The organism is Mesorhizobium sp. M0621, assembly GCF_040320745.1.
In the GTDB taxonomy this organism is placed as follows: domain Bacteria; phylum Pseudomonadota; class Alphaproteobacteria; order Rhizobiales; family Rhizobiaceae; genus Mesorhizobium.
In genome coordinates this window covers 56,092-68,403 of sequence record NZ_JAMYQF010000005.1, presented here as the reverse complement: position 1 = coordinate 68,403, position 12,312 = coordinate 56,092, and the positions used below count along the sequence as shown (strand labels likewise).

Annotated in this window: 12 protein-coding genes; 1 reads left to right on the top strand and 11 read right to left on the bottom strand. The window is 63.1% G+C overall.

The annotated features are described in order from the left end of the window. Nucleotides 1-9: 9 nt before the first annotated feature. The 3 genes from NKI38_RS05350 to NKI38_RS05340 form a co-directional block, all read right to left on the bottom strand. Nucleotides 10-1,665, bottom strand: a complete 1,656-nt coding sequence (locus NKI38_RS05350) for an FAD-binding dehydrogenase (RefSeq protein ID WP_352655390.1) — start codon at nt 1,663-1,665, stop codon at nt 10-12. A 34-nt stretch (nt 1,666-1,699) separates the two neighbouring features. Then, nucleotides 1,700-2,686, bottom strand: a complete 987-nt coding sequence (locus NKI38_RS05345) for a Gfo/Idh/MocA family protein (protein WP_352655388.1) — start codon at nt 2,684-2,686, stop codon at nt 1,700-1,702. 181 nt (nt 2,687-2,867) lie between these two features. Next, complete coding sequence (locus NKI38_RS05340) at nt 2,868-3,758, bottom strand: LysR family transcriptional regulator (RefSeq protein ID WP_352655386.1); 891 nt, start codon at nt 3,756-3,758, stop codon at nt 2,868-2,870. A 96-nt stretch (nt 3,759-3,854) separates the two neighbouring features. On the opposite strand from NKI38_RS05340, the gene NKI38_RS05335 reads away from it, so the two are divergent. Further along, nucleotides 3,855-4,850 (top strand): aldo/keto reductase, encoded by a 996-nt coding sequence (locus NKI38_RS05335; protein ID WP_352655384.1) that lies wholly within the window; start codon nt 3,855-3,857, stop codon nt 4,848-4,850. Between the two features lie 261 nt (nt 4,851-5,111). Here the strand turns inward: NKI38_RS05335 and NKI38_RS05330 are convergent, their stop codons facing one another. The 8 genes from NKI38_RS05330 to infC form a co-directional block, all read right to left on the bottom strand. Then, complete coding sequence (locus NKI38_RS05330; RefSeq protein ID WP_352655382.1) at nt 5,112-5,714, bottom strand: nucleotidyltransferase family protein; 603 nt, start codon at nt 5,712-5,714, stop codon at nt 5,112-5,114. Between the two features lie 122 nt (nt 5,715-5,836). Continuing rightward, nucleotides 5,837-8,245 carry a phenylalanine--tRNA ligase subunit beta gene (gene pheT, locus NKI38_RS05325; RefSeq protein ID WP_352655380.1) on the bottom strand — a complete coding sequence of 803 codons (2,409 nt, stop codon included), beginning with the start codon at nt 8,243-8,245 and terminating at the stop codon, nt 5,837-5,839. Further along, a complete protein-coding gene (locus NKI38_RS05320; RefSeq protein WP_352655378.1) occupies nt 8,242-8,664 on the bottom strand; it encodes a GFA family protein in 423 nt (140 codons plus the stop codon). The genes pheT and NKI38_RS05320 overlap by 4 nt, the downstream gene beginning before the upstream one ends. Continuing rightward, nucleotides 8,661-9,758, bottom strand: a complete 1,098-nt coding sequence (gene pheS / locus NKI38_RS05315; RefSeq protein ID WP_352655376.1) for a phenylalanine--tRNA ligase subunit alpha — start codon at nt 9,756-9,758, stop codon at nt 8,661-8,663. The genes NKI38_RS05320 and pheS overlap by 4 nt, the downstream gene beginning before the upstream one ends. A gap of 144 nt (nt 9,759-9,902) precedes the next feature. Then, nucleotides 9,903-10,304: a 50S ribosomal protein L20 gene (rplT, locus tag NKI38_RS05310; protein ID WP_013528310.1), complete on the bottom strand. Its 402-nt coding sequence runs from the start codon at nt 10,302-10,304 to the stop codon at nt 9,903-9,905. A gap of 147 nt (nt 10,305-10,451) precedes the next feature. Then, complete coding sequence (gene rpmI / locus NKI38_RS05305) at nt 10,452-10,655, bottom strand: 50S ribosomal protein L35 (RefSeq protein WP_006201248.1); 204 nt, start codon at nt 10,653-10,655, stop codon at nt 10,452-10,454. 205 nt (nt 10,656-10,860) lie between these two features. Then, nucleotides 10,861-11,511 carry a methyltransferase family protein gene (locus tag NKI38_RS05300; protein ID WP_352655375.1) on the bottom strand — a complete coding sequence of 217 codons (651 nt, stop codon included), beginning with the start codon at nt 11,509-11,511 and terminating at the stop codon, nt 10,861-10,863. Nucleotides 11,512-11,690: 179 nt separating this feature from the next. After that, entirely contained in the window at nt 11,691-12,227 is a 537-nt protein-coding gene (gene infC / locus NKI38_RS05295; protein WP_352630715.1) for a translation initiation factor IF-3, read from the bottom strand. Between the last annotated feature and the right edge of the window lie 85 nt (nt 12,228-12,312).

Here is a 12,312-nt window from a genome sequence, read left to right as displayed (position 1 = left end):
TGAACCTTATTACACCGAGGCAGCCGCCGACCGGCCGGCGCTGCGGCCCGAAAAGATGCAGCCGCCCAGGAAGGTGCCCTCAAGCGCCGCATAGCCATGCACGCCGCCGCCGCCGAACCCGGCGGCTTCGCCGACCGCATAGAGCCCGGCGACCGGCTGGCCATCGGCACCCAGCACGCGGCTGTCGAGATCGGTCTGCAGGCCGCCTAGCGTCTTGCGGGTCAGGATGTTGAGGCGCACCGCGATCAGCGGGCCGTTCGCCGGATCGAGCATCTTGTGCGGCTTGGCCGTGCGGATCAGCCTGTCGCCGAGATAGGCGCGAGCGCCGCGCAAAGCGGTGATCTGCATGTCCTTGGAGAACGGGTTGTCGAGCTGCCGGTCACGAGCGCGGATTTCGCGCTCGACCTGGGCCAACTCAAGCAGCGGTTCGCCGCCGGCCAGCGCGTTCATGCGGGCGACCAGTGTCGGCAGGTCCGCCTCGACGATAAAATCCTCGCCTTTTTCCATGAACGCCTTGACCGGGCCCGGAATGCCCGAGGTGGCGCGGCCGAGTACCTGGCGCCAGCTCTTGCCGGTCAAATCGGGGTTCTGTTCGGAGCCCGACAGCGCGAACTCCTTCTGGATGATTTTCCTGGTCAGGATGAACCAGGAATAATCGAAGCCGGTACTCATGATGTGGGAGAGCGTGCCCAGCGTGTCGAAGCCGGGATAGAGCGGCACCGGCAGGCGCTTGCCGCGCGCGTCGAGCCACAATGATGATGGGCCGGGCAGGATGCGGATGGCATGATCGGTCCAGATCGGCGCCCAGTTCTTGATGCCCTCGACATAGTGCCACATGCGGTCGCGGTTGATGATCGAGCCGCCGGCCTGTTCAGTGATTGCCAGCATGCGGCCGTCGACGTGATCGGGCACGCCGGTGATCATGCGCCTGGGTGCCGCGCCGAGCCGCTGCGGCCAGTTTTCGCGGACAAGCTGATGGTTGGCGCCAATGCCGCCGGAGGCTACGATCACCGCCTGCGCATGAAGCTCGAAATCGCCGGCAATGTCGCGCGAGCTCTTGTGGCCGCGCTCGACAGTGCTCGGCTGCAGGATATCGCCGCGCACGCCGTCGACGGTGGCACCCGTTCGGGTCAACTCGTTGACGCGGTGGCGGAATTTGAAGCTGATCAGCCCTTGCTTCTGGGCTTCGAGAACGCGCAGGACAAATGGTTCGAGCACGCCGGGGCCGGTGCCCCAGGTGATGTGGAAGCGTGGCACCGAATTGCCGTGGCCGATGGCATTGCCGCCGCCGCGCTCGGCCCAGCCGACGACGGGGAAGAATTTCAGGCCGCGCTGCATCAGCCAGGAGCGTTTCTCGCCGGCGGCGAAACCAACATAGGCTTGCGCCCATTTGCGCGGCCAGAAATCCTCCGGCCGATCGAAAGCGGCGGTGCCCAGCCAGTCCTCGAGCGCCAGATCATGCGAATCGCGGATGCGCATGCGCCGCTGCTCCGGCGAATCGACGAGGAAAAGGCCGCCGAACGACCAGAATGCCTGGCCACCGAGTGACTGCTCCGGCTCCTGGTCGACGATGATGATCCGCTTGCCGGCCTCGGCAAGCTCGGCAGCGGCAACCAGCCCGGCAAGGCCGGCGCCGACAATGATCACGTCCGCGTCGTCCGACATTTTCCCCTCCCCATTCGCCGGCTAAAGCAATGCGTCAGACGGTTTCCCAGCCGTCCTTGTCGCCGGCGCGGAAGATGGCGTCGATGACCTTCTGGTTGAGCACAGATTCCTCCAGCGTGAAGACGCGCTCCTTGCCGCCTTGTGCCGCACGCGCGAAGGTCTCGACCTCCAGCCGGTACTGCTGAGTGCCGGGAAAACGGAACACCTGCGCCTCGGTGTGGTTCTGGTTGTGCAGTTCGACGCGGTGGTGGTCGTAGAGCCCGGCATTGAAGGGCGAGAACAGCTCGATGAAACCCTTCTCGCCGTGGAACACCATGACCTGGCGCGCCGCCATCTGCGTCGACAGGTAGAAGGACAGTTCGAAGTCGCCGAAATCGGCGCGGATCGAGGAGTAGATGTCGGTGCCGAATTTCTTGTCGCGCTCGATCGTCGCCTGCACGCGCAGCGGCTCCTTGCCAGTCGAAAAGCGCGTCGACACAGTCGGATAGACGCCGATGTCGGGCAGCGCGCCGCCGCCGAGATCGAGCTTGTTGCGCATGTTGTTGGGGTCGACATTGTAATAGGAGAACGCACCCTGCACATGGCGCAGCCGGCCGATGGCGCCGCTGGTGATGAGATCGCGCACCTTGATCCATTGCGGATGGTAGATGACCATGAAGGCTTCGCAGACCAGCACCTTCTTCTGGTCGCGTAGTTTGATCAACGGGAGAATGTCCTTGGCGTCGAGTGCCAGCGGCTTTTCGACCAGCACATGCTTGCCGGCTTCGATGGCCTTGGCCGTCCACTCGACATGCTGCGAGGTTGGCAGCGGGATGTAGACGCCGTCGATTTCGTTGGAGGCGAGCAGGTCCTCATAGGAGCCGAAGGCATGGCGGGCGCCAAAGCGCTCGGCCAGCGCCTTGGCCTTCGACAGGTCACGGCTGGCGATCGCCGACAGCACGCCATTCTCGGCCTCGACCATTGCCGGCAACAAATGCTCGCGGCCGATCTTGGCCGTGGACAACACACCCCATCGGAACATCAGGCTTCTCCATCACGATTACAGGTGACGAGGTTTGCCCGAAATCGCCGGAAAAGCCAATTGGAGACTGTCCATCGAAGCGCGCCTTCGTCATCCTCGGGCTTGACTGCGAGACGGGGTGGGGGTGCGCCCTGCGAGACCCCCACCCCGCTCCGCACAAGGAGGAAAGAGTGAGCGCGCTTTACCCGCTCACCTTGAAGAAATCGACGAAGGCGCGCAGCGCCGGCCGCATCTGGCGACGGCTGGGGTAGTAGACGAAGAACCCGTCGAAGGGCGGGCACCAGTCCTCCAGCACGCGGATCAGCCGGCCGTCGGCAAGCGCCTCGCTGACATAGCCTTCGAATACGAAGGTCAGGCCGGCGCCGTTGATCGCCGCTTCGACATTCAGGCGATCCTCGCCAACGATCAGCGGACCCTCGACTGATATCTCAAGCTCCTCGCCATCCTTTTCGAACTCCCAGCGGTAGAGCACGCCGCTCGAGAAGCGGAAGCGGACGCAGCGATGTGCCGCCAGATCGCGCGGATGCAGCGGGCGCGGCATGGTCTCGAAATAGGAAGGCGCGGCAACCACGGCGCCACGGATCGATGGCCCGATCCGCACCGCGATCATGTCGCGTTGCAGGCTTTCGCCGAGCCGCACGCCTGCATCGAAGCCGCCTTCGACCACATCGGTGAAGCGATCCTCGACGACGATCTCCAGCACGATGTCGGGAAAGGCCTGGGCAAAGGCGCCTAGCCGCGGCGCCAATGTGAGCTGCGCGGCGGTGCGCGGCACGGTGAGCCTGAGATTCCCGGCCGGCCGGTCGCGCGCCTCGATCGCCGTCTCCAGCGCCAGGTCGATCTCCGACAGCGCCGGCCGCAGCCGCTCCAGCAATTGCGCACCCTCTTCGGTGGGCGCAACGCTGCGCGTGCTGCGCGACAGCAGGCGAACGCCAAGCCGCGCCTCCAGGCTGGACACCGCATGGCTGACCGCCGATGGCGCGATGGCCAGTTCCCTGGCCGCGCCGCGAAAGCTGCCGCATTGGGCGACGGTCGCCAGCACCGCGAGTTGTGAAAGATGGGATCGATTCATTGATCTATCTTTTAGAACAGGCCGTACGGATGAACCAGGATTATCGAACATAGGGCAAGGCGCTATTTTTGTCGCATCACAACAAGGAGACGCGTGATGCAAACCCGCAAGCTAGGAACTGAATTGAACGTCTACCCGGTCGGCCTCGGCTGCATGGGCATGAGTTTTGGGTATGGCGGCCAGGCGGAAGCCGACGCGATCGCCACGTTGCACCGCGCCGTCGAGATCGGCGTCAATTTCTTCGATACGGCGGAAGTCTACGGCCCCTACGAGAACGAGATCCTGCTCGGCAAGGCGCTGAAGTCGGTTCGTGACAAAGTGACGATCGCGACCAAGTTCGGCTTCAAGATTTTGGAAGAAGGCACCGGCATCGATCGCATGGCCGGCGTCGACAGCCGTCCCGAGCACGTCAAGGCCGTTGCCGAAGCGTCGCTTAGGCGATTGGGCACCGACGTCATCGACCTTTACTACCAGCATCGCGTCGACCCCAACGTGCCGATCGAGGATACGGTCGGCGCCATGGCCGAACTGGTGCGCGAAGGCAAGGTGCGCGCGCTCGGCCTGTCGGAGGCGAGTGCCGCGACTATCCGCCGGGCGCATGCCGTGCATCCGATATCAGCCGTGCAGAGCGAATATTCGCTGTGGAGCCGCGATCCGGAAGACGAGGTGTTCGCCGTCTGCCGCGAACTCGGCATCGGCTTCGTCCCCTACAGCCCGCTCGGCCGTGGCTTGCTGACCGGCACGATCGCCAAGCCTGAGGCACTGAGCGACGACGACTGGCGCCGTGGCCTGCCGCGCTTCCAGGCCGATGCCATGGCGGCCAACGCCGCCGTCATCGCCACGCTGGAAAAGATGGCGGCTGAAAAGGGCGTGACCACGGCACAGCTGGCGCTGGCCTGGGTGCTGCACCAGGGCGATTTCATCGTGCCGATCCCCGGCGCGCGAAAAATCCATCATCTGGAGCAGAACACGGCTGCGGCCAGGATTGAGCTGAGCGCTGCCGAGGTGCAGGCCATCGGTGACGCGCTGTCGCCCGACAAGGTTGTTGGCAAGCGCTATACGGAGGAGTTGCTGGCGCTGGTGAATGGGTGAGTCAGGTCACCGTTGGAGGGGGCGCTTCGGCGTCCCTTTTGCGTGGCGCGGGTGTAGAAGATTGTGAGACCCTGGCGCGAGGCACCCCTCTGGCCTGCCGGCCATCTCCCCCGCAAGGAGGGAGATTGGCAGCTCCACTGCCGGCACCTCTCCTTCGATGTTGGTGATTGGCGAAGCCGGCGTGACATCCGATCTCCCCCCTTGCGGGGGAGATGTCCGGCAGGACAGAGGGGGGTGCCTCGCGCCGACATTCCGGCATTCCTACCAAGCCACCACCGAAATCTCCGGCCAGTGCTCCTTCGCCCGCGTACCCTTCACCTCATGCGTCCGCTGGTTGTCCATCACCCGGTTCGGCACGATGCGAAACGAGAAAATCTCGTCGAGCCCGAACGGCGCAACCAGATCAAGCTGCCCATCCGCGTCGTATCGCACGCCGACCGCGTGGGTCTTCGACGCGAAATAGCTGACGGATTCGCTGGAGCTGGAATAACGCGGGCACGGTTGCCCGAACTTCTGCGGATACCACAGATGCACCCGCGCCTGGTTGCGCACCTCGACCGGCAGCGGCAGTCCATCGAAATACACCGCCGCGCGGCGGATCACCGCGTCCTCCGCCTCGTAGGACAGGTCGCTGTCATCGAAATAGAACAGGTCGACATCCCTAATGCCATAGCCCGGCGGCTTGCCGGTCAGCTGATTCCAGACGGTGTTGTAGAGCGCGCCGGAGACAATCAGCCAGTTCGGGAGGTCGAGCGTGCGCGCGCGCGTCAGCGCCTCGCAAACAAGAGGATCAGCCGAGACGATCTCAAGAAACGTCGTGCGTTGCGTTTCGAACGGGAGCCCGGAATAACGCAGATGGTCCATCCCCCTTTGGAGGGCGATTCGCCATCTGCTCGCAAGGCTCAGAGCAATTCCAGGAAACGTGTGAAACGGTTTTGCCGGGAAAAGCGCAGAGCGCTTTCCCTTGGGAATTGCGTCAAAAGAATCTAGCCGCGCAGAACGCCGCCGGTCTGCTTGCCGACATTCTCGACGATGCGCTTGGCCAGCGCCTCGAAATCCTCGTCGGTCAACGTCTTTTCGACCGGCTGGATCGATACTTCGATGGCTATCGACTTCTTGCCCGCTCCGAGCGAGGCACCTTCGAAAATATCGAAGACCGAAACGCCTGATATCAGCTTCTTGTCGGCAGCGAGCGCTGCGCGCACCAGCGTGCCGGCCTCGACAGTCTTGTCGACGACAAAAGCAAAGTCGCGCTTGACCATCTGGAAGGCGGAGAGCTCGAGCTTCGGCTTGGTCTTCGTCGGCTTGGCCTTTGGCTCGGGCACGGCATCGACGAACACTTCGAAGCCGCAGAGCGGCCCGGAAACATCCAGCCCTTCCAGCGCCTTCGGGTGGAATTCGCCAAACGTGCCGAGCACGGTTTTCGGACCGAGCTTGATCGTGCCGGAACGGCCAGGATGATACCAGGCCGGACCGCCTGCCTCGATCTGCAGCCGCTCGACCGGCGCGCCGCAGGCTTCGAGCGCGGCGATGGCGTCGGCCTTGGCGTCGAACACGCCGACCGGGCCGGAATTGCCGGCCCAGTTGCGGCCGGAACCGTCGAGCTTGGCGGTGCCGCGACGCACGCCGGCGGCCACGCGCCGCTGCTGGTCGGCGCCGTCGCCCTCATAGGTGCCTGAAACTTCGAACAGCGCTACGTCGCCAATGCCCTTGTCGGCATTGCGCTGGGCGGCGGCGATCAGCCCCGGCAACAGCGAGGGCCGCATGTCGGACATGTCGGCGGCGATCGGGTTGGCGAGCTTCAGCGCGGTCTGGCCGCCGCCGAACAGTTCGGCGTGTTTGGCCGGAATGAACGACCAGGTGACGGCTTCCATCATGCCGCGTACAGCAAGTGCGCGCTTGGCCGTGCGGGTGCGGACCTGCAGCGTGGTGAGTATTCTTGCATTGACCGCGTCATGCGCGCCGAGCGGCTGCGGGGCGATGTTGTCGACGCCGTGGATACGCATCACCTCCTCGACCAGGTCGGCCTTGCCGTCGATATCCGGGCGCCAGGACGGCACCGCCACATCGATGACGTCGCCCGAGCCCTCAGGCCTGAAGCCAAGGCGCGAGAGGATATGGCGGCTTTCCTCCGTTGGCACTTCGATGCCGGTCAGCCGCTTCACTTCCGAGAGCGGAAAGGAGACGATCTTGGGCGTGTGGCCTCCATAGCCTGCCACTTCGATCTCCGTCGGCGCGCCGCCGCAGAAATCGAGCACCAATCTGGTCGCCAGCTCGACGCCGGGCACCATGAATTCGGGATCGACGCCGCGTTCGAAGCGGTAGCGCGCGTCGGTGATGATGCCGAGCGTGCGGCCGGTGCGCGCGGTGGTGATCGGATCCCAAAGGGCGGATTCGATCAGCACGTCAGTGGTGTTCTCGTCACAGCCCGAATGCTCGCCGCCCATGATGCCGGCGATCGACTCGACGCCGTCTTCATCTGATATGACGCACATCTCCGGTGTCAGCGTGTATTCGCGGCCGTCGAGCGCCTGCACCTTTTCACCATCGTGCGCCCGCCGCACCGTCAGATTGCCGGCAACCTTGCCGGCGTCGAACACATGCAGCGGCCGGCCACGGTCGAAGGTGACGTAGTTGGTGATGTCGACCAGCGCGCTGATCGGCCTGAGACCAATGGCGATCAGCCGTTGCTGCAGCCATTTCGGCGACGGTCCGTTCTTGACCCCCTTGACCAGCCGCAGCGCAAAGCCAGGGCAGAGTTCCGGCGCTACGATCGTCACCTTGACCGGGCACATGCCGGCGCCGACATGGGGCATGATGGCGCCGCCGACGAGGCGGCCAAGCCCGCTCGCCGCCAGATCCCTTGCGATGCCATAGACGCTGGTGGCGTCCGGCCGGTTCGGCGTCAGGTTGATCTCGATGACCGGATCGTCGAGATGCGCATAGGCAGCGAAGCTGGTGCCGACAGGCGCATCCTCAGGCAGGTCGATGATGCCGTGGTGCTCGTCGGAAAGTTCCAGCTCGCGCTCGGAACACATCATGCCATGGCTTTCGACGCCCCTGATCTTGCCGACCGTCAGCGTCACGTCGATGCCGGGAACATAGGTCCCGGGCGCGGCAAAGGCGCCGATCAGACCGGCGCGGGCATTGGGCGCGCCGCAAACGACCTGCACCGGTGGCTTGCCGTCGCCGGTGTCGACGGTGAGCACGCGCAGCCGGTCGGCATCGGGATGCTGCACCGCCGTCAGAACCCTGGCGATGACGAAGGGTTTCAGGCTCGACTTGTCGTCGACATGCTCGACTTCGAGGCCGATCGAGGTCAGCCGCTCGACGATCTCGTCGAGCGTGGCGTCGGTCTCGAGATGATCTTTGAGCCAGGAAAGGGTGAATTTCATTGGATTGTTCCGTCTGGTCTTTTGACGCTTGTTTTCAGATGTCTCGGCAGGTCGTCGGAGATATGCAGGAAGGGAAGCTGCTCGCTGACGTAGGCATGCAGCGTCGGCTTGAAATCGGCCGGCATGTCCATGGCGCCGAGCATGAAATAGATGTCGTCCTCCAGCCGCTCGTCGACATAGGCAATGGGCGAGCCGCAGATGCCGCAGAAGGAGCGCGTCACCGGGCCGTTCTCGAACATCTTCAGTGCCTTGCCTGTGAACGCGACCTGACCGGCCAGGAAGCCGACAAAGGCCGATACCGGCGCGCCGCTCGCCCGTCGGCAATCGCCGCAATGGCAATAGCTGACGTGATGCGGTTCGGCCGAGGCTTCGAACCGCACGGCGCCGCAGCGACAGCCGCCGGTGTGCGGCGCTGTCATGCGCTTAGGCCCCCGAACAAGGTCGGCATGTCGAGCGGCCTGAAACCGTAATGCGACAGCCAGCGTACATCGGCGTCGAAGAAAGCGCGCAGGTCCGGCATGCCGTATTTCAGCATGGCGATGCGGTCGATGCCCATGCCCCAGGCAAAGCCCTGATATTCGTCCGGGTCGAGCCCGCCATGGCGCAGCACGTTGGGGTGCACCATGCCGCAGCCGAGGATCTCCATCCAGTCGGAGCCCTCGCCGAAGCGCACTTCGCCGGGCCGCGAGCGGTCGCATTGGATGTCGACCTCGAGGCTGGGCTCGGTGAACGGGAAGAAGGACGGCCGGAAGCGCATCTTGACCTGTGGCACCTCGAAGAAGGCCTTGCAGAACTCCTCCAGCACCCACTTCATGTTGGCGACATTGGCCGTCTTGTCGATCACCAGTCCCTCGACCTGATGGAACATCGGCGAATGGGTGGCGTCCGAATCCTGCCGGTAGGTCTTGCCCGGAATGACGATGCGGATCGGCGGCTTCTTTGCCTCCATGGTGCGGATCTGCACGGGCGAGGTGTGCGTGCGCAAAAGCTTGCGCTCGCCCTTCTCGTCCGGCTGAAAGAAGAAGGTGTCGTGCATCTCGCGCGCCGGATGGCCTTCGGGGAAATTCAGCGCGGTGAAATTGTAATAGTCGGTCTCGATATCCGGACCTTCGGCTATGGAGAAACCGAGATCGCCGAAGATCGCCGCGATCTCGTCGATGACCTGGCTGATCGGATGGATGCGGCCGCGCTCGGCCGGCGACTGCCGCACCGGCAGCGTCACATCGACCTTTTCGGCGGCCAGGCGGGCGGTGATCGCTGCATCCCTGAGTTCGGCCTTGCGGGCCGTCAGTGCGTCGGTGACGCGGTTCTTGAGTCCGTTGATAACAGGACCCTTGACCTGCCGCTCCTCAGCCGTCATGGCGCCAAGCGTTTTCAGCATCTCGGACACTGTGCCCTTCTTGCCGAAGGCAGCGATGCGCACGGCCTCGATGGCCGGCTCATCGGCGGCCGACGCGATGTCGGCCAGAAGTGAAACTTCCAGGGCTTCAAGATTTCCGGCAGTGGCGTTCACGGCGAAGCTCTCTCGATCGGGTGACCCGCCACCATCAGGCGTGTCACCAATTTGGTTACATCAGGGTCAAAAAAAGAACCCGCGCCAGCTGTGCCAGCGCGGGTTCCCCGAATCAGAATTGCGAATGCTTGGGAAGCGCTGGTCTTAGGCGACAGCGCTTTCAAAAGCGTTCGGCGTGGTGTTCTTCAGATATTCGAGCGCCACCTTGGCCTTGGCCACAAGCGCTGCGAAAGCCTGCGGCTCGTGGATGGCCATATCCGACAGGATCTTGCGATCGATCTCGATACCCGACTTGTTGAGGCCGTCGATGAAGCGGCCATAGGTCAGGCCGTGCTCGTGGGTCGCTGCGTTGATGCGCTGGATCCACAGCGCGCGGAACGAGCGCTTGCGGTTCTTGCGGTCGCGGTAAGCGTACTGCAGCGACTTTTCCACCGCCTGCTTGGCGATGCGGATGGTGTTCTTGCGGCGGCCGTAGAAACCCTTGGCGGCTTTCAGGACCTTCTTGTGCTTGGCGTGCGAGGTGACGCCTCTCTTTACGCGTGCCATGTCATGATCTCCTTAATAGCAATTCCAGGAAAAGTGCCTTGCGGTTTTCCGTTCGGAATTGCGTAAAACAAATGCGTGTCCGGACCGAATGATGCCTATTTGCGCGGGATGTTATCCAAAAAGTCTGCAACTTTTTGGCATCACGCCTTAGAGGCCGTTCGGAAGAAAATTCTTGATGACCTTCTTGCCATCCGGTTCAGCCAGAACCATCGTGCCGCGGGCATTTCGAATGAACTTGTTGGAACGCTTGATCATGCCGTGACGCTTGCCGGCCGCAGCCGACAGGACTTTACCCGTACCTGTGATCTTGAACCGCTTTTTGGCGGCGGACTTGGTCTTCATCTTGGGCATTTTGCTACTCCGTTTCTATGAGGTCCCTGTCGTGCCTCCGGCACTCCACGCCTCTTGTCTTGTTCGCTTCGGGCCGACCAAAGCCCGAAAAGCAAATGAAACCGCCACGGCATGCCCTGCCGGGCGGTTTTCTTGAACGGCGGTCCTATACGTCAAAGCCGGCGGCTGTGCAACACCTGTAGAGATGCGGGCTCTGCCCTTTGAGTCAGGGCAGCCGGAACAATACCGGCAGCATGCCCGACTGCTGGGCGCCGTCGATCAGTTCGAAGGCCGGCAGCGCGACGAGGAACACCAGGCCGTCGAGCAGCGTGGTCAACAACAGGCGCGGCTTGAAGCTGCCCGTGTCGCCCTCCTGGTAGAGCGACAATTTCGGGAAGAAGCGCGGCACCCGCGCCAGATAGGCCGCATACGGCGCGCCGAGTACTTCCTGGAGGAATTTCTCCTCGCGCAAGATGACGATGTGGAAGGCGCCCGCGCACAGCAACGCGAACAAGATGATGCCGGAGAATGAACCGATCTGGGCACCGACACCGGCCGCGGCCACGGTCGAGAACACATAGAGTGGGTTGCGGGTGATCGAGTAAGGCCCGCCGGTCACCACCTCGGAAGATTTGCGCCCGCCAATGTAGAGCGTCGCCCAGAGGCGACCGACGATGCCGAGGAAAATCAGCAGCACGCCGAACATCTCGATCGACTCATGCACCCAGGTTTCAGGCGGGAAGGTCGATTGGCCGAACAACAGCGCCGCGAACAGCACCAGGACCAGAACGGCAAGCACCATCCTGCGTGTCCGCTGATAGTTGCCCAGCCCGTATTTAAAGTCCTGTACGTCCGAAATCTTGACTTCATTGACCATGGCGGAATCCGATCGTCGAAGAGCTTTGCTGGCGGTCGCAGCTTGGGCCAATGAAATAAGGCGTCCCGCCGATCGCCGGGACGCCTTGGGATGTGATTCAGGCGGATTTAAGCGCGACAACCAAGCCTGACGTCATCGTGATCTCAGATGTGTTGGTATTCAGCACACCTGAGCGCGGCTTAGCGCGGCGACAGCACCATCATCATCTGGCGGCCTTCGAGCTTCGGTTCCGCCTCGACCTTGGCGATGGTCGCTACTTCCTCGCGAACCTTGTTCAGAAGCTGCATGCCGAGTTCCATATGCGCCATCTCGCGGCCACGGAACCGCAGCGTCAGCTTGACCTTGTCGCCTTCCTCGAAGAAGCGGCGAACCGCCTTCATCTTGGTCTCATAGTCATGGCTGTCGATGTTCGGGCGCATCTTGATCTCCTTGATCTCGATGACCTTCTGGTTCTTGCGCGCCTCGGCCGCCTTCTTCTGGTTGGCGTATTTCAACTTGCCGAGATCGAGAATCTTGACGACGGGGGGCACCGCATTGGGCGATATCTCGACGAGATCGAGCCCAGCCTCTTCGGCGAGCAGCAATGCGTCGTTGATGGAAATATCGCCGCGGTTCTGGCCTTCGGCGTCGATAAGCTGGACCCGGGGGACCCGGATATCACGGTTGGAGCGCGGGCCATCCTTGGTCGGCGCCGCTGCTTTGAAAGGTCTGCGAATGGTCGTGGTCTCCTTGGCCGTTTCGTTCAGGGTTTGTCAGTGTTGATAGGTGGACGCGCCAATGTGGTGAGCGCGCGGGCGGAGT